The sequence below is a fragment of the Streptomyces sp. NPDC058401 genome (assembly GCF_042722885.1).
Taxonomy (GTDB): Bacteria; Actinomycetota; Actinomycetes; order Streptomycetales; family Streptomycetaceae; genus Streptomyces.
The window spans coordinates 94,690-111,585 of record NZ_JBHXKA010000009.1; the positions used below are offsets into that span (position 1 = coordinate 94,690).

Genomic DNA, 16,896 nt, shown 5'->3' on the forward strand with positions numbered 1-16,896 from the left:
ATCAACGCGACACGGGGCAACCCTCCGTGCCCACGCTGGCACGCCCCGCACATCGCCCGTGCCAGAACATGCGAACCGGCCAACCACTCGCGCGCATTGGCCGCAAAACGCCCCCGACCGAGCGAACGGCGCGGCGCCCCTTACCGAGGAAGCTGGCTGCTCGGCGCGCGCCTGGCGGGACGGCCACTCCGGCCCCGTCTGGAGCGGCTGCGCGACTGTGGTCTTCGGGTGCGCGAGCGGTGTGACGACGACGGCGCGCTGGTTGGATACGCGGTCGCGCGGCCCGGAGACCGCGCGGATTACGGGAGCCGGCTGGTCTGGTTCTCTCCGTTCGGAACGGTGTTTTGTGGCCAATGCGCCAGGGGGGCTTGGCTGGTTCACCAGTTCGGGCGCGGACGATGTACATGCCGTGTCAGCGTGGACACGCAGGGTCGCCTTCCAGGGAGCCGACGCCATGGAGACCCCGCCGCGTTCGGTGGAACCGTGCCGGTGAGGATGCAGGGCCCGCCCGGGCCCGGCCCGCGACGGCGCGTCCACCCCGGAAGGCAAGGACGCCCCCTTATGTCGTGGAAGGCTCCTCCCCAGCCCCGGACCCACCGGTCGCCCACCGGTCCGGTCGGCTCCGCCGCGTACGCGCTCCTGTCGCCGTCGTGTGCGCGGGTCAGCGGGACGGAGTCCCGCTCGTGACCTCTCTTCTTCACTCCGCCCGTGCACCACAGCGCAACGGCGGACCGGTCCGTCGGCATCTCGCGCGGATACTGCGGGCTTCCCGCCGTCCCGAGCCCTTGAGGGGGATCGTCTTGCACCCCGAAACGACTACCGTGCTGTCCGCCGGCCGCGCCCGGCCGCCCTCGTGGCCCGCCTCACCCTGGCCCTGCCCGCCTCGGCCTACGCCTCGACCGCGGTGACCTCGGTCTCGGCCACCACCGTCCGCCCCGGCGACACCCTGGACATCGCCCTGACCGGCACCTCCGAAGTCGACTTCGTCGCCGAAACGTCCATCGTCGTCGCTGCCGACTCCGCACTCGGCGCCCTGCCCGCGTTCACCACGCTGGTGTCGTGCACCGACCCAGCGATGCGGCCCTGTACCAACGAGGGCACCTACTACAATGCTCCGCTCACGGCCGCCGATGAACTCGTGTTCACCGGCGCCACCGCCGGACGGACGCTGTCCCTGCGGATCAACGACGACGCCCCGGCCGGAACCTTCACCCTGGTGACCGTCTACAGCCAGTTCATGGGCGGCAGCGCGTTGGACGCGCCGGTGACCGGGCCGACGATCACCATCGTCCGCGACACCCCCCAGGCCGATGTGGCAGTCGCCGTCCACGGCAGCGACGCGCTGCTGTTCAAGCAGTTCATCGTCACCGCCACGACCACCAACAACGGACCCGCGACCGCCACCGGCGTGGTCACCACCACCCAACTGCCCGCCCACACCAGCCACGTCACGGGCCTCCCGGCGAACTGCGCCTTCGACGACCCCGCGAACAAGGTCACCTGCACCCAGGCCAGCCTGGCACCCGGGCAGCGCGTCAGCGTCCCCTTCACGGCGTATCTCGCACTGCTGACCCTCGGGCACTTCACCATCACCACCACCCGCACCGCGTCCAGCCCCCTGGACCCGAACCCGGCCAACGACACCGCCTCCATCCAGTGCACCGCCGTCACCACCCTCCTCGTCCACTGCTGACACACCCCCACCCGGCGCATGAGCTTCGGCCTCCGGCCCGCACCGTGCCGGTCACCTCCAGCACCGCGACCACCTGCACCGCGGCCGTGCCGCCCGGACGTCGGGCAAGTACCCCGGTCAGCGACAGCGGCCGGTTCGCTTACCACTGACCAAACGGGCAGACCGCGAGGGCCCGGCCCCTGCCGCTTACTGCTCGGCGTCCCAATATGCGACCCCCGATTGCCGTGCCCGCGTCCGCGGGCATGCGGCCGGTGTCGTGCGCGACCGCATCACCGTGGTCCGCGGGGATCTCCGATCCCCACCGCCGTGACGCGGATACCCAAAGAGGGGAAGACCCCAATGTCTTCGACCATCCCCGCACGCCCCAAGCCCTCCCGATTACGCCGCAGATTCACCGCGCTGGTCGCGAGCGGCGCCCTGGCCGTGGCCGGGCTGATCGCCCTGGCCGCCCCCGCCGCGCACGCGGTGCAGCCCGGTCACACCACCGCCTACGTCACCGACCAGATAGGCCAGGCCGTCTCGGTCGTCGACACCACCACCGGCGCGACCACCGCCTCGATCCCGGTCGGCGGCTACACCCAGGACGTCCTGGTCAACCCGGCCGGCACCACCGCGTACGCCGCGACCTACTTCCCGAACGGCGTCGCGGTCATTGACACGGCGACGAACACGGTCACCGCGACGATCCCGCTCGCCGGGGGTCCCTCCGCGCTCGCGCTGAACCCGACGGGGGCCACGCTCTACGTCACCGACTCCCAGAACCACACCGTGGTGTTCATCGACACCGCGACCAACACCGTCACCGCGACGGTCCCGGCGGGGAACGTCGTCCTGGGCATCGCTCTCAACCCGGCCGGCACCACCGCATACACCGTCGGCTTCGGGCCCAACGCTCTCACCGTCATCGACCTGGCCAGCGCCACGGTGACCGAGGTCGTGGCCCTGCCGGCCTCCGCCTTCGACGTCGTCGTCAACCCGGCCGGCACCTTCGCCTACGTCGCCACCGGCGGCGGCTCGACCATCACCAAGATCGACACCGCCACCAACACCATCGTGGCCACCATCCCCGCCGGCAACGTCACCAGCCTGGCGATCACCCCGAATGGCGCCACCCTGTACGGCGGCAGCCCCAGCAACGCGGGCGTCTTCGTGATCGACACCGCCACCGACACCGTCACCACCTTCGTCTCAGGTCTCGGAAACACCCAGGACGTCAAGGTCAACTCCACCGGCACCACCGCATACGTCGTCGGCCAGGTCAACCCGAGCGGCACCCCGCCCGCCACCATCTACGCCATCGACACCACCACCAACACCGCCACCACCGCCGCGACGGGCGTGAGCAGTGCCCGCTTCCTGTCCCTGCACACCATCCCCGCACCCGAGGTCACCAGCGTCACCCCGAACAGCGGGCCCACGGTCGGTGGCACCACGGTGACGATCGCCGGCACCGACCTGAACGGTGCGACCGCCGTCACCTTCGGCGGCACCCCTGCCACCGGCGTGACCTGCTCGGCGACGTCCTGCACCGTCACGGCGCCCGCGCACGCGGCAGGAACCGTCGACATCCAGGTCACCACACCGGGCGGCACCAGCACCCTGACGGCCGCAGACCAGTACACGTACCTGACCCCCGCGCCGGCCGTGTCCGCGATCAGCCCCACTTCCGGGCCGACTGCTGGCGGCACCGTCGTCACGGTCACCGGCACCGACCTGACCGGCGCCACCGCCGTCACCTTCGGGCCCGGTAACCCCGGTACCGGCCTGTCCTGCACCGCGACCTCGTGCACCGTCACCTCACCCGCGCACGCCGCGGGCACTGTCGACGTGCAGGTCACCACCCCGTCCGGGACGAGCGCGACCAGTAGCGCGGACCAGTTCACCTTCCTGGCGCCCAACGCCGACCTGGCGACCACCGTCGCCGACTCCGCCGACCCGGTCGCGCTCGGTGACACGGTCACCTACACCCAGAGCGTCACCAACAACGGCTCCGCGAGCGCCACCTCGACCACCTCGGCGCTGACGCTGTCCGGCGTCGCACGGTCCATCGTGTCCGCGACCAGTTCGCAGGGCTCGTGCACGATCAGCGCGCCGACCGTGAACTGCACGATCGGGACGCTGGCCAACGCCGCCTCCGCGACGATCACCGTGGTCGTCGAGCCGCAGGCCAGCGGGACGCTGACCGCGACGGGCACCACCACCTCCGCCGTCGGTGACACCACGCCGGGCAACAACACCGCTGTACAGAACACGACGGTCAACAACGGGCACGGCTGCACGATCACCGGCACGAGCGGCAACGACACGCTGACCGGCGGCAACGGCAACGACGTGATCTGCGGCCTGGGCGGCAACGACACCATCAACGGCGGCAACGGCACCGACACCATCTACGGCGGCTCCGGAACCGACGACATCAACGGCGGCAACAACAACGACCTGATCTACGCCGGGTCCGGCAACGACACCGTCGACGGCGGCAACAGCGACGACACCCTCTACGGCGGTGACGGCGACGACATCATGGGCGGCGGCAACGGCGCCGACTACCTCTACGGCGAGAACGGCAACGACACCAACTACGGAGAAACCCTCCTCGGATCGCTGCTGTACCTCTTCGACAACGGCGACGACCATATCTACGGCGGCCCCGGCAACGACGACCTCGACGGCCAGAACGGCAACGACACCCTCGTAGACACCTCCGGCACCGACACCATGAGCGGCAACCTCGGCAACGACACCATCAACGTCCAGGACGGCGCCGGCGGCGACACCGCCAACGGCGGCCTCGGCACCGACACCTGCACCACAGACACCGGAGACACCACCACCAGCTGCTGACCCAAGCAGCGTCTGAAGCGGAGGCCGGACGGGTTGTCGACCGCCCGGCCTCCATTGCTCTCATCCCGACGCAGCACACGGCCGGGCACACCCACAATGCCCTCGCCCTAGCCCTGCCCGCCTCGCCTCGTCCCGCGGAGGAATCGCGGCGAGGGCGAGGGCGACGAGCAGCCTCTGCTGGCCCTTGCACGACGCCGAGCCACCCTTCTGCGGGCCATGCCCGGCGATAGAGCCCCCGTTCGGGCGGTGCCTGCTTGGCGTCGCGCGGCCGATGGGTGGTCAGGCGGGGACGGCGGGGAGTTGGTCGGTGGTGTAGACGGCGGAGCGGTGGACGAAGCCGTCGGTGAGGGCGCCGTTGCTGGTGGGTCCTTCGATGCCCATCATGAAGCGCTGCCCGCCGTCTTTCCCTGTCCAGTACGGGTCGCGTAGGTCCAGGCGCAGGGTGGCCGGCCGGTCGGGCTGGATGCGGTCGATGACGACGCTCTGCACGGTCTGGCCGGGCTCGAAGACCACCGGGTAGGTGACGGTGTCGCTCACGTCACCGGGGCCGTACTCCCAGCGGGCCAGGACGACGAGGCCGACTCCCTCCTCGACCACCCCCTGGCCCGGGACCAGGTACTCGGAGGCGTTGATCCAGTTCGACAGGTGCCGGGTGTTGCCCTCCCGGGCCGCCTCGGTCCAGCGGTGCCAGTACCCGGCCCGCCGCTCGTAGGTCATCCCCTCACGCGAGATCCTGACCGGCATGGTCGCCGCCAGCCCCGCGCCCGTGAGCTGCTGCCAGCGCAGCGCGTCCCGTTCCTCCCGGGCCTTGCTCTGCTTGTCCCGTATCTGCTCGGGCGTCAGCCAGTTCCCCTCTTCGTCCTGGAGCTCGTCCGGCCGCAGCTCCCCGGAGGCGATCCGGTCCAGCTCGTCGTACGGCGCCTGCGCGTTGTACACCGCCTCGGTCTGCGCCTGAAACGACAGAACCGTCACCAGCTCACTGGTCCGCTCACCATCCGTGTCGTACTGACCCACAGCGCCACTCCCTCGGTTCGGCGCGGCGAAAGACCACGCTGAACGGACCTGTCCCACCACCCGGCATGACAAACGGCGATCTTCAGACATCGCCGCGGCTCGTCATAGCCCCATCAGAGTCGAGGGAGATGGCGCGCCGCGGGGCCGCCAGGGGTTCCGTTGACCTCGTAGGACGCCAGCGCGAAGGCGAGTTGCGCCTTGAAGGCCGACTGGTTGCGCCCGGAGAACTCCACAACTGCGGCAGCGACTGCTGGACGACGGAGCGGCGCCACCGGTACGCCAACGACCTCGGCTCCGACGTCACGGTCGGGGTCACCGCGCGCTCGAACCGGCAGAAGTCCGATCAGGACCCGGCCACCTGGATGCCGGCCCCGGCGGTGCACTGCCGGTACATCGGCGAGTGACCGCCCCCAACCACGTGAACAGCCGGACGGCTGGGAGCCGCGGAGTACACCGGCCGTGCACGTGGAGCGCCGCTTTTCGCCGGTGGGTTCACGCCGGGAAGCCGCCGGCTCATCCCCTGGCGCGGGATCGGCCATGAGGGAGCTACGGGGCGTTCAGGTTCACCCCGGGGTGGTCGTCGCTTCGTGTTGCCGTGGTGGGTTGGTGGGGGCGCAGGAGTGGGCGCGGGCCCAGGCCCGTATCCGGGAGGCGGCGGCGAGCCGGGCCGGCCGAGGGCGGCGGGGACGTGGCCGCGCTCGGCGACCTCCTGGTCGCCGCCGCCGTCAACGCCCCCGCCCTCGTCCGGACACGTCTGGAGGCGGCGACGGAGGCCTTCGAGCAGGCCGGCCGGGCACCCGGGGAGAGCGGGCGCTGACGGGGCAGGCGCCCACGGGGTGGCGGGCCTCCGCGTGGGCGTGGGAGCGCGCCCCGCGAACCGCACGCGGCGGCGGCGCCGCGGTGGTCCTGTCGCTGCTGCTCGCGCTGGCGGAGGTGGTGGAGGCCGCCCGGCTGTGGCACGAGGCGAAGGAGCATCGGGCGCAGGCGAAGTCGGCGGCCGACGTCGGGCTGCTGCTGCGCGAGGGGCCGCCGCGGAGGCGGGCGCCCCGCCTCGGGAGCCGACCGTACGGCTCCTTCGCGTACGCGGGCAGCGGGTCGTGGCCTGGCACCGTCGGCACGTTGGCCTGGTGGCACCGCGAACGCCGCCCGGTCCGGACCGGCCGGGCCCCGCCCGGTCCCGTTGACCTTCTGCCCGGCTCCCGAGGAGCCGCTGCAGCGTCAGCTAAGCGGCACGCGCAGGAGGCCACTTAGGGCCGCCAACAAGGCCGAGGCCCTCGCACGTGGATCAGCTGCTGCTCGTGAGTCCCGCGGCGCTGCCAAGGGCGCCGCGACTCATGCCGAGAACGCTGCTACGGCAGCCGCGAACGCTGCAGCGCACTCAGGCGCGGCTGCGGACGCAGCCGACAAGGCGACCTTTCACGCAGATGCGGCGACCAATGCGGCCAAGGTTGCCTCGGATGCCGTGGCCGAGGCCAAGTCCGTTCACTGGATCAGGTCGGTGTGTGTGTAGCACGTCGAGCAGATGTAGAGCTGGAGGTGGTTCCCGCCGGAGACCTGGATGTCTGGCGGGTTCGACACGTTGTCGGTGTCGAACTCGGGGATGTGCTGGTCTTCGTTCGGGCCCCAGCTTCTTCTGTAGTCGCGGCATTCGTCCGAGGCGATGGTCAGCAGCGGGGTCATCGCGGTGCCGCAGTTGATGCAGAACCGGGCGATGGGATCGGTGAGTCCCCACGGTGCCCAGCCACCGACCTTCCAGCCGGGGGCTTCGGCGAGTTCGTTGGAGTAGAAGTCCTTCGGAGCGGTCTCGTAGAAGTCGTCGATCGCGACGCTGGCCGCCTGCCACACGCTCCAGTCGTTCAGCTGCTGCTGCAGTTCCTCGTCCAGTTCCAGAAAGTTGGGGTACTCGATGATCTGTTCTGGTGCGAGTACGCACGGCTCCGGTATGTAGCCGTACTGCGTCCCGGACGGTTTGGGCGGTGAGGCGAGGACGTGGGTGACGTCGGCGGCAGTTCGCCAGAACAGTTCGGTCGGAGGCTTGTGCTCCGGCGGGTGCTCGGACGGACACCACAGCACCTGAAGCAGGTCTGTCCGTCCGGGCGGCCGTAGCTGGGGCACGTCGCGCACGTACAGCTGGGCCAGCGGCACGAGGGGAGAGACCGGGCCCTCGTGCCACTTGTCGCAATACAGCCACGGCTGACTGACAGGCCACAGAAGAGGCCCGCCGATCGAACTCTCGTATGCCGACGGAGAGCCGGGACGGGGATGCAGACGCGTCACCGTGCGCGCGAGCGGGGCCAAGCGGGGGAACACCGAAGCCACATCGAGGGGCCGCGGCGGGGTAGTACGAATATCGTTCACAGCGCCGATCCTGCCAGCAGCATCTGACACCGGGTGATCACCCACCGGGCCGCCGCCAGGGTCCCCGCTGTTCAGGTTCGCCGTGCCGTAGTACGAAACCGCTGTGCGACCTGTGACCTTCAGCGCCTAGAGTCTGCACCCTCAAGGGGAGGGAACCAGCAGGTGAGAAGCATACGAGGGCTGGCCGCCGCGTCGGCGGTGGCCGCCATCGCCGTCGCCATGACGGCCGGCTGCGCGCAGACAGCGCAGTCCACGGGCACAAGCGCACCGCGCCCGGTGCCGTACGCGGCAGTCGGGGAGCTCCCGGAGACGCTGGCCGCGGACGGCACCACGATCGTGGTGGGCGACCTGGCGGCGGCCACCACGGTCCGGCTGTACGAGGACCCGCGCTGCCCTGTCGTGGACGAGTTCGAGGCGACCGGAGCGCCGGCGCTCCGCGCGATGACGCTGCGCCGCGAAGCCAAGACCGAGTACACCTTCGCGTCCTTCAGGGACGACCGCGTGGGTGGTGACGGATCGAAGAAGGCGGTCAACGCCCTGCGCGCAGCGCTGGAGGCCGGCCTGTTCACCGAGTACCACACGGTGCTGATGGAGAACATGGCAAAGAGCGAGCGCGCGGGTGGGTACACCAACAACTCTCTTCTGGCTTTGGCTGACCAGGTCACCGGTCTGCGTAGCGAGGCCTTCGACTCTGCCGTCGCGACGATGAAGTACAACGACTTCGTCGTCGCATCGGAGAAGACGTACGAGGCGGCCGGCGGCGATGACCCCCGCGGGCCCGGCACGCCCACGGTCGTCATCAACAACACCCAGATCACCGGGGCCCGGTACGGATGGCTCTTCGAGGAGAGGTCCTTCGGCCAGCTTCTGAGGTCTGCGCGCGGCTAGAAACCCAGCGGCACCGGCGCCGGGGGCGGATGAGGTCCTCGGCGGTCGGCGTGGGTACTGCAGTTGCGGCGGGCCGGAAGCCGGGTAACACTCGGCTCCGCCCTCGGGCTGCGGTCGATGCCCGGCTGGCGGGCGCGGTCCTTAAGCGTTCGGTGTGGCCGGTGTGTCAGAGGAGGCTCGTAGGGTCCTTCCATGATCGACGGGTGGACGGTGCCCGTGGACAGGGTGTGTGGAGGGTGTCGGGGTGACGTGGGGGCGTAGGGAGCTGCAGGAGCGGCCGCGGTGGGTGTTGGATCCGCTGGTGGGTGTGGGGCCGGTTCGGTTCGGGATGAGCCGGAGCGAGGTGGAGGACGCGCTTGTCTTCCCGGAGGCCAGCGATCAGCGGGGGTCGGGTAGCGGCGGGTTCTGGACGCGGTATCGGGGCGAGTGGGAGGGGACGACGTTCATCCACGGTCCTGACGGGCTGCTGGCAGCGGTCGCGGTGGATGCCCTTCGCGGCCCGCTCGTACGGGTCGACGACGTCGAGTTGGTCGACCGGGTGCCGTCCCGGGTACGGGAGGACATTCACCGCCTCGCCCGCGAGCAGGGCGTGGAGGTCCGGGTGAACTTCAGCGGTGACCCGGAGGTTGCGGTGTGGGGGTGTCGATGGGCACGGAGGCTGACTACGGCCCGGACGGTACGCGCAGGGACGGGCTCGTGACGTCGGTGCTGCTGTGCGGGCCGGGTATCGCCAAGGACCCTTACGAGTGCGCGCCGGTGATTCATTGGCGTGACGTCGACAGCATGATCCCGTCCCGCAGCCCCGGCGTGTGGCCGGTAGCGCCTGACGGGGAGCGGGCGCGGTGGGAGTGGACGCCGATGCAGCAGGTCGGGCCGCTCATCTTCGGGATGAGCCCGCACGAGGTCGCCGCCGTCCTGGGCGAGCAGCCTGCCCACCGGGAAGGCGCGTTCCCGTTCTGGTTCTGGAAGAGGTCCGGCGTGTGGGACCTGAGGACGGATCATTTTCCGGGGGCCGGGGTCAGCGCCCACTACGGAGGGCCGGCGCCCCGGCTCGGCGGCGTCACCGTCCACGGGCGGACCGGGCCTCAGCTCCACTACTGGGGGATCCCGCTTACCGGCATCCCGCCGACCGCACTGGACGCCGCGATCATCCAGTACGCCGAGGACACCCCGGATGCCTGGCTGAGGTTCTCCTCCACCGGCGCCGTGGCCCCGTCCGACGTCCAGCTGTCCATCGGTACCGCCCGGACCGGTGATACCTGCATCAGCGAGCCCAGCTTCTACCAGGAGGACTGGGAGATGCCCTGATCCGGGCGATGGCCGCCCAGTTCGTGACGGGGCGTGGACTTGAGGTGCTACGCCGCGTTGGGTTGTCCGTGCGGCCGCAGGGGCTGTCCTGGCATGGTGGTTCTTGGTTTGTGCTGGTCAGGCCAGCGTGCGCGATGAGTGAAGACAGCTTGATGCACGGTGAGGCTGGTGTCATTGGGATGAGTTGGCCTGGACGACGGACCGCGGCATAGGCCTCGTGATGCGCTTCGCCGTCCGCCGCGTCGCGCAGAAGGCCCGGCAGGGCAAGGAGGACGAACTCGGCGAGGACACCGCCGCCCTCGCCCCGGGCTGGGCCGAGGCACAGCTGCGCCCGGTCCTTCACGCGGGCGTGCTCGGCGACCTGATGTCGGGGGAGGACTGGCCGCAGATGGCCCGCCAGCTCGTCCTGCTCCAGCGGGCCGGCGTCGACATGGGCGTCTTCCTGCCCCAGCTCGGCACGGTTGCCACGACGGTCCAGCGGGCCGTCGAGGCGAACTCGGCGACCATCAAGGCCGTGGGCACCGACCGGTGGGCCGACCAGCTCCGGGCGACGCTGCCCGAGGGGATGGTCCGTGACGCGATCCTCGCTTCCCCGGCCTGGCCCGACATTGCCGCCGCCGTGGACCACCTCCACAATCAGGGCGTCGACGTGACCCGCCTCCTGGCCGACGCCCACGCAGCCGGGGTCGGCGTCGACCAGGCGGTCGCCGCCGTCCTCACCGCCGCACCCGCGCGCGCCGCCGCACCCGCACCGGCACCCGCTGCTGCGCCCGCGCCCGCCGCTGCCGCGGCGCCGGGGCCGGGTGAGGTTCCGGCCGCGCGCACGGCCGAGGCCCACGATCCGTGGGCGCCGCCGCCGGCTTCGGCGAAAGCACCCGCACCCGGGCCCGGCTCGGCGCCCGCGCCCGCACCTGCGGCTCCGGCTGCCCCTGCCCCTGCTCCGGCTCCGGAGGCGGTGGTGGTGTCCGAGGACGCGCGCCGCTACTGGGGCCCGATCGTGAACGGGTATGCCCCGTTGAAAGTCACGTTGAGGCGGGTGATGTACCGGCTCGCCTCCGAGCGCGTGCTGCCCCACGGGCAGGAGCCCTCCCCCCCCACTCCCCTCCCCGCACGCGCCCCTCGGAAAAGTCCAGCAGCGGCCCGGAGGGGCGGGCGTCCAGCCGGTGCGCCGCGGTCGACGGACTGCCCGGCACCGGCCCCTGGGTCACTCGGCCGGTGCGCGGGCCGAAGGGCCCGGTCGCTCAGGTCCCGCCGGGTTTGCCCGTCGAGACCAGCAGGAGGACGGACGAGCCCGGTGCCACCGGTTTTGCGCCGCCCCGGGGCTGACTGCTGATCACCTGCCCGGCGGGAGCGTTCCAGTCCGTGTGCCGCATGATCGTGCAGCTCAGTCCGAGTCCGCGCAGCAGGCTTCCGGCCTGTTCGACCGGCATGCCGGCCAGGTCCGGCAGCGCGATGCCCGCTCCCGCGGTCTGTTCCTGCTCCTGTGTCGGAGTCGCATCGGCGCTTCCGCTCTTGGGGGTGCCGGTGGCGAGCGGGGTGCACGCCCCGTTCGCCGGTGCGGACAGGGACGGGGAGGCGCCGGGCGCGGGCGGCACGGGCTTCAGCGAGAAGAACCCCACCGTGGTGCACGCCAGGACGCAGCACGCCGCAGCGGTGCCGAGGAGCGCCCGGCGGGTGCGGCTGCGGCTGACGGCTCGCTCGATCGCGGCCGCGTCGATGACCGGCGCCGTCGGCCCGTCGACGAAGGAGGCCACCGCGGCACGCAGCTCGGCTTCGAGGCCCGGCTCGAACGGGGCCGGTCCGGACGACGTGTTCCTCACTTCGTACCTCCAAAAGCGGCCGACGGCGTGTGCGGCGCCTGGGCGCCCGATACGGAATCGCGCAGCTTGGCCAGGCCGCGGGCGAGCTGGGACCTCACCGCACTCGAAGAGATGTCCAGGACGTCGGCGACCTGCCGGACGTCCAGATCGTGCAGGTAGTACAGGACCACCACGCTGCGCATGCCCATCGGCAGCCCGAACAGTGCCTCGATCAGTTCCGCGCGCACATCCACCTGCCCGAACCGGTCCCGGGGGTCGGCCGTCTCGGGCACCCCCGACAGCCCGGGGCGCTCGCCCCGGCGCGACAGCCGCCGCCAGCGGTCGTTGGCCAGGTTGACCAGCACTTTGCGCACGTACGCCTCCGGCGAGTCCGCCACCGCGACCTTCCGCCACTGTCGGCACGCCCGCTCCAGCGCCTCCTGCACCAGATCCTCGGCCACGTGCACGTCACCGGTCAGCGCATACGCGGCGCGGAACAACGCTCCCGACCGCTGTGCGACGAACTCCGTGAATTCGATACCCGGACCGCTCCTGCGAAACCTCACCCGCCGACCTCCTCTCCTCGTCCCGTCCCGATCACTACCCCCATGACGGCGAAACGGGGCCGAGTGCTGCACCGATCCGCCGTCAGTGACGTGAATCACAGCCGGGACGGAAGGGTGTCCCAGGACCTCGCGCCGCTGCCGCCCGGGGTGCGGGCGGGGCCCGGCGAAGCGGAGGGCCGCCGGACGGGCGGCCCGCAGTCGGCCGAGAAGAACGGGGGCGCATCGTCTAGTCGGCCGGTGCCGTCGCAGGTGAAGCACTCCATACGGGAGCCGTCTGTGCTGCGAGTGCTGCCCCACAGGGCAGACCAGGCATTGTCGGCCGTGAACGGCGGGCAGTCCGCCCAGTGCAGGCGGTAGAAGACCGTCATCGATTTCCCTCCCTCGTAGCTCGTGACGTCCCAGGCCATGGGCGTCTGACCGAGGCGGCGGCCGGGAAGTTGATACAGCCCTGACCGTCGCGAAGTGATGCACCAGTGCGCTCTTCGCGCACCGGTGCATCGGTCACGCCCAGTCGACGCCCAGCTGCGTGAGGGCGGCGAGCTGGTCGGCGGTGAGCTTGTCGCGCCGGCTCTTGGTGTTGGAGACCCACACGCCGAGCTTCACGACCACCGGTTCCGCCTCGCCGTCGACGATGATCTCCTCGCTGTGGGCCCTGGGGACCGGCCGGTGGGCGCCTTCCCGTTCTACCCACTGTGTGAGGGCTGCCAGGCCCCGCTGGAATGCCTGCTGCGCCTTGCTCGGCCCCGTCGCCCCGCTACTTGCTGCGGGGGCCGGAGTGGGCGCCTGGTCGGGCTGTACGCCGAGCTTGGTCAGTCGTTCCTGCTGCTCGGGCAGGAGCCGTGCCCAGGTGGCCGGCTGCTTCTGCTGCTGGAGCCACTTGCCGACGTCGTCGCCGTCGAAGACGACGCCCGGCGCGATGTTGGGCAGGACGCCGTCGGCGTCGACCAGGTCCGCCAGGACGCGGTAGTGCCGCTGCCAGTCCAGGGGCCAGGGGCAGTTCCAGTCCTTGTCGATCGCGGCGAGCTGCGCGGCCCGGGTTGTGGCGGTGTCCTCGTTCTTCCCGAGGCCGTTCTTGGCGCCGGTGCGTCGGAGGTTGGCGATGAACTGCCCGATCGCGAGCTGCCCGCCTTCCTCCGCGCCTTCGCCCCAGGTGGCGTCCTGCCGGGGAGCGAGGTGCCCGGTGGCCCGCCGGTAGGAGCGGAGTGCGGCGAGCTTGGCCTCCCAAGCCTCTTCGCCCGGCTCCCAGACCATGCCGGCCTCCGGGGCGTCGAGCAGGGTCTTGCGCCGGTTCTCCAGTTCGCCGGCCCGCAGGGCTTTGCGCTGCTGGTGCACCCATCGCCCGAGCGGGAAAGCCTTGGTGACGCCGACCTCGACCTCTACGTCGTACGGGACGGCGTGGACGCCGGTGATCTCCTTCTCGGCACGCCACCGGATGAGGGCCTGGTAGCCCTCCAGCCACACCAGGGACTCCGGCCGGTAGACGCGGGTGCGCAGGAACGCGGCGATCGTGGCGGGGTCGCGTGGGCTGGAGAAGTGGAGCAGGGCCGACTCGGCCGCGGCGTCGGCGCCGTCCTCCTGGTCCTCACCGTCTCCTTCGCTGCCGGCCCCGATGATCTGGCCGTCCTTGTCGCGCTGGATGTGGGTCTTGCGCTTGCCGCTGGTGAGGGCGCGGGAGGCGAGTTGCTCAACCAGGTGGGCGTCATGGGAGCGCAGGCCCTGGAGGACGGCGACCAGGGGGCGGAAACTCGTTGAGGCGACCATGTCCTCGGGGTCTTCCCCGGCCTCGAGGAAGACCGGCACGATGATCCTGGCGACCTTGGTGGAGCCGTCCTTGTTGAGCCGGAGTGCCCGGCCGATGTTCTGGACGATCTCGACTTGGGAGCCGCGGGTGTCGGCGAAGCAGACGGCTTCGACGCCGCGCTCGCCGGTGATGTCGACGCCTTCGCCGAGGACGCGTACGGAGGCGAGGAAGGCGCGGTGGACCCGGTGTCCGGACGCGTTGATGCCGTTGGCGAACTGGCGCAGTACTTCGCGCCGCTCGGTGACGAGGTGGTCGCCGCACAGCCAGGTGGACCAGATGCGGTCTGGGGGTACGTGGCGGCCGGCCTCCAGCTCGTAGAACTCCGCCTCGATCGAGGATTTCGGCAGCTTGCTGGCGGCGGCGAGGTCGGCGTCGGTCGTGTCGTTCATGTACAGCTCGGCGGCGGTCTCGGGGAGCTTGTCCGCGAAGGCGCGGGCTTCTTCGACCTTCTGGTGGAAGGTCATGACGGTGCGCAGGTTGTGCGCCGCGGCGTGCTCCAGAAGTGCGGTCTGCAGGAGCGCCAGGCGCCGGCCGCGCCGTGCTTCCTCGGACTCGCCGAGGACGGGGGAGGGGTCGCGGATCTCCAGGACGTCGATCTCGAACCCGGCGAGGATCTCCCGCTCGATTGCCTCCGAGAGCCCGAGCTCTGCGAGCCACGCGCCGTACGTGCCCTCCGGGTCGTCTGCCATCGAGGCGATCTCCGTCTCCTGGCCGCCGGGGCCCCGCTGGGGGTTGGCCGCGGCGAGGATGCGCGGGGTGGCGGTGAGGTAGAGCCGGTAGTCGGCCGGGATACGGGCGTTGTCGTGGATGGCCGCCCACGGACGTCCGAGATCACCGGCGGTTCCGTGTGCCTCATCCACGATGGCGAGGTCGAAGCCCGCCATCTGCTGCCCGTACAGGCGCTCTCCGCCCGCCAGGGCGGCCTCCAGCGGCCCGCGTGTCTTCCGCTGGCCCTCGGGTGCGTCGAGGTCTTCGCGGTCCACCAGGGAGGCGTACGTGGCGAACACGACGACCGGCCCGGAGCCGGCCCACAGGGCGAGCTGGATGGGGTTGGTGGTGGTGCGCACGCCCAGCTCGTTCAAGACCGCGTCGTTCTCCAGCGAGCACACCGCGACCATCGGGGCCCGGTGGCCCACCAGGCGCCATGCCTGGGCGGTCTGCGCGAGCAGGTCCAGGGTCGGCACGGTGACGAGGATCCGGCCTTCCGCGAAGCTCTCCAGCGCGCAGGCGGCGGCAGTGATCGTCTTTCCTGAGCCGGTCGCTGACACGATGGTGCCCCGGGTCCCCTGCGGGGGCACAGATGACCTTGCAGGGAATCCCACCCACTGACGGAAACTCGACTTCTGGTCGACCTGGTGTTCACGCAGCTGGATCAAAGGAATTCTCCCGGTGCGGGAAGGACCTGCTCGATGGAAGTGATCCGGTATTCGGTGTCCTGGAATGTGCTGCCGGGCCGGCTGAACATCGCCTGGGCGTATTCGACCGCCGCACCGCCCGAGGAGGCGAAGACGTGCCGGACCAAGGGCTGGTCACCTGCCGAAGCGGCAATGGGCCGGGCTGTGATCCGGTAGACGCGGTGGCGCAGCACCTCGACCGGCAGGCTGCCGCCGGACTGTTCGGCCCAGGCCGCCTCTGTAGCCATACGCTGTAGGCGCTGCTCTTCCCGGCGGGCCACTCGCCGGTCTTCCTTCGGGGAGTACACGGACATCTGCTGCTCCGCCATGACCGCTACGATGCGGGCCCATTCGATGCGCTGGCACGAAGCGATGTCCAGCCCGGTCGGCTTGCGCGGTTCCTGGGGTCCGGCGAGTGCGAGTTCCTCGCGGTCGCAGGCGGCCTGCCACTGTTCCTTCACCTCGCCCAGGACGAGTCCGTGGGCCTGTCGGACCACAGAGATCCGCGCCAATTCATCCGGATGGTATTCATAGACAGGCATCCGAGAAACCTCACTCGATGGACCTGGATGGTGTGGTGCTATTTCTCCAATGATACATGCTGCATCATGCTAGGGTCGGCGTCCGAGTACATGACCGACGAGCAGCGGGAAGCGAAGGAGCACGCCAGTGGTCGAGAATCCTTGGACGCCCGCGCACCAAGCGGTCGAGTCCAGCGACTATGCCGAGCTGACCCGACTCCTCGACGAAGGTGCCGACGTCAACGAGGTGTGCTGCGGCATGACTCTGCTGGAGCATGCCATTGACTTGGAAGGGGACTCGGCACTCCAGTCAGGGACCCCGATCGACAGTCGGCTCACGGTGATCCTTCTGGCTTACGGGGCCGAACCAATACCTCAACCTCCGGAGCGGATGAGCGCGGTCGACTTGGCCGACTGATACGGTCACGACATCGCCTACCGCCTGATAGACCGGATCACCGCAACTGCTGCCAGCCGCCCGCGAAGCGGGCTGTGGTCCTGGAGGCGAAGCCGGAAGGCTTAAGGGTGGGAGCGAAGCGGACACCCAACGGGCCGAAGGCCCGTACCCCGTGAAACGGGGTCACCTCCCGCGCGGAGCGCGGAAGTCCTGAGGTCCGCGAAGCGGACCCGCTCCCGATGGAGCGAAGCGGAACCGGGAGTAGGTCCGCAGCGCAGCGCAGGACCCCGGCCCGAAGGGCCGGCCTTAGCTC

The 16,896-nt window shown here is 70.6% G+C and carries 16 protein-coding genes; 9 read left to right on the forward strand and 7 right to left on the reverse strand.

What is annotated here, in order from left to right; translation table 11 throughout:
• The first annotated feature begins 853 nt into the window (after nucleotides 1-853).
• Together ACFWNV_RS05370 and ACFWNV_RS05375 are read left to right on the forward strand one after the other, a co-directional pair.
• Nucleotides 854-1,693, forward strand: a complete 840-nt coding sequence (locus ACFWNV_RS05370; protein ID WP_383940820.1) for a hypothetical protein — start codon at nucleotides 854-856, stop codon at nucleotides 1,691-1,693.
• Nucleotides 1,694-2,032: 339 nt separating this feature from the next.
• Entirely contained in the window at nucleotides 2,033-4,537 is a 2,505-nt protein-coding gene (locus tag ACFWNV_RS05375) for an IPT/TIG domain-containing protein (RefSeq protein WP_383940823.1), read from the forward strand.
• 279 nt (nucleotides 4,538-4,816) lie between these two features.
• Here ACFWNV_RS05375 and ACFWNV_RS05380 read toward each other — a convergent pair whose 3' ends face one another.
• On the reverse strand, nucleotides 4,817-5,551 hold the full coding sequence (locus ACFWNV_RS05380) for a hypothetical protein (RefSeq protein WP_383940825.1): 735 nt from the start codon (nucleotides 5,549-5,551) through the stop codon (nucleotides 4,817-4,819).
• A gap of 191 nt (nucleotides 5,552-5,742) precedes the next feature.
• Here ACFWNV_RS05380 and ACFWNV_RS05385 point away from each other — a divergent pair, with 191 nt between their 5' ends.
• Complete coding sequence (locus ACFWNV_RS05385) at nucleotides 5,743-5,955, forward strand: hypothetical protein (protein ID WP_383940828.1); 213 nt, start codon at nucleotides 5,743-5,745, stop codon at nucleotides 5,953-5,955.
• Between the two features lie 284 nt (nucleotides 5,956-6,239).
• Entirely contained in the window at nucleotides 6,240-6,368 is a 129-nt protein-coding gene (locus tag ACFWNV_RS05390) for a hypothetical protein (RefSeq protein ID WP_383940831.1), read from the forward strand.
• Between the two features lie 665 nt (nucleotides 6,369-7,033).
• Here the strand turns inward: ACFWNV_RS05390 and ACFWNV_RS05395 are convergent.
• Nucleotides 7,034-7,696, reverse strand: a complete 663-nt coding sequence (locus ACFWNV_RS05395; RefSeq protein WP_383940834.1) for a hypothetical protein — start codon at nucleotides 7,694-7,696, stop codon at nucleotides 7,034-7,036.
• A 375-nt stretch (nucleotides 7,697-8,071) separates the two neighbouring features.
• Between ACFWNV_RS05395 and ACFWNV_RS05400 the strand changes: the two genes are divergently transcribed.
• The 4 genes from ACFWNV_RS05400 (at nucleotide 8,072) to ACFWNV_RS05415 (ending at nucleotide 11,438) form a co-directional block, all read left to right on the forward strand.
• On the forward strand, nucleotides 8,072-8,797 hold the full coding sequence (locus tag ACFWNV_RS05400; RefSeq protein WP_383940837.1) for a DsbA family protein: 726 nt from the start codon (nucleotides 8,072-8,074) through the stop codon (nucleotides 8,795-8,797).
• Between the two features lie 286 nt (nucleotides 8,798-9,083).
• Complete coding sequence (locus ACFWNV_RS05405) at nucleotides 9,084-9,497, forward strand: hypothetical protein (protein WP_383940840.1); 414 nt, start codon at nucleotides 9,084-9,086, stop codon at nucleotides 9,495-9,497.
• Nucleotides 9,498-9,655: 158 nt separating this feature from the next.
• On the forward strand, nucleotides 9,656-10,105 hold the full coding sequence (locus ACFWNV_RS05410; protein ID WP_383940843.1) for a hypothetical protein: 450 nt from the start codon (nucleotides 9,656-9,658) through the stop codon (nucleotides 10,103-10,105).
• 184 nt (nucleotides 10,106-10,289) lie between these two features.
• Nucleotides 10,290-11,438 (forward strand): hypothetical protein, encoded by a 1,149-nt coding sequence (locus ACFWNV_RS05415; protein WP_383940846.1) that lies wholly within the window; start codon nucleotides 10,290-10,292, stop codon nucleotides 11,436-11,438.
• Here ACFWNV_RS05415 and ACFWNV_RS05420 read toward each other — a convergent pair.
• The 5 genes from ACFWNV_RS05420 to ACFWNV_RS05440 all read right to left on the reverse strand — a co-directional run bounded on the left by ACFWNV_RS05420 (nucleotide 11,347) and on the right by ACFWNV_RS05440 (nucleotide 16,207).
• A complete protein-coding gene (locus tag ACFWNV_RS05420; protein ID WP_383940849.1) occupies nucleotides 11,347-11,925 on the reverse strand; it encodes a PASTA domain-containing protein in 579 nt (192 codons plus the stop codon). The genes ACFWNV_RS05415 and ACFWNV_RS05420 overlap by 92 nt on opposite strands.
• A complete protein-coding gene (locus ACFWNV_RS05425) occupies nucleotides 11,922-12,443 on the reverse strand; it encodes a SigE family RNA polymerase sigma factor (protein WP_383940865.1) in 522 nt (173 codons plus the stop codon). Before ACFWNV_RS05425 ends, ACFWNV_RS05420 begins: the two co-directional genes overlap by 4 nt.
• A 122-nt stretch (nucleotides 12,444-12,565) precedes the next feature.
• The gene (locus tag ACFWNV_RS05430) at nucleotides 12,566-12,838 is read right to left on the reverse strand and encodes a hypothetical protein (RefSeq protein WP_383940852.1); all 273 of its coding nucleotides are present in this window, start codon (nucleotides 12,836-12,838) and stop codon (nucleotides 12,566-12,568) included.
• Nucleotides 12,839-12,971: 133 nt separating this feature from the next.
• Nucleotides 12,972-15,647: a Helicase associated domain protein gene (locus tag ACFWNV_RS05435; RefSeq protein WP_383940855.1), complete on the reverse strand. Its 2,676-nt coding sequence runs from the start codon at nucleotides 15,645-15,647 to the stop codon at nucleotides 12,972-12,974.
• The gene (locus tag ACFWNV_RS05440) at nucleotides 15,644-16,207 is read right to left on the reverse strand and encodes a hypothetical protein (RefSeq protein WP_383940857.1); all 564 of its coding nucleotides are present in this window, start codon (nucleotides 16,205-16,207) and stop codon (nucleotides 15,644-15,646) included. Before ACFWNV_RS05440 ends, ACFWNV_RS05435 begins: the two co-directional genes overlap by 4 nt.
• A 127-nt stretch (nucleotides 16,208-16,334) precedes the next feature.
• On the opposite strand from ACFWNV_RS05440, the gene ACFWNV_RS05445 reads away from it, so the two are divergent.
• Nucleotides 16,335-16,604 (forward strand): ankyrin repeat domain-containing protein, encoded by a 270-nt coding sequence (locus tag ACFWNV_RS05445; RefSeq protein WP_383940860.1) that lies wholly within the window; start codon nucleotides 16,335-16,337, stop codon nucleotides 16,602-16,604.
• Nucleotides 16,605-16,896: the final 292 nt, after the last annotated feature.

Excerpts from the sequence above, each read along its gene's own strand:
- ACFWNV_RS05440 (WP_383940857.1), bottom strand. The coding sequence starts at position 16,207 with ATGCCTGTCTATGAATACCATCCGGATGAATTGGCGCGGATCTCTGTG.
- ACFWNV_RS05430 (WP_383940852.1), bottom strand. The coding sequence starts at position 12,838 with ATGACGGTCTTCTACCGCCTGCACTGGGCGGACTGCCCGCCGTTCACG.
- ACFWNV_RS05410 (WP_383940843.1), top strand. The coding sequence starts at position 9,656 with ATGCAGCAGGTCGGGCCGCTCATCTTCGGGATGAGCCCGCACGAGGTC.
- ACFWNV_RS05375 (WP_383940823.1), top strand. The coding sequence starts at position 2,033 with ATGTCTTCGACCATCCCCGCACGCCCCAAGCCCTCCCGATTACGCCGC.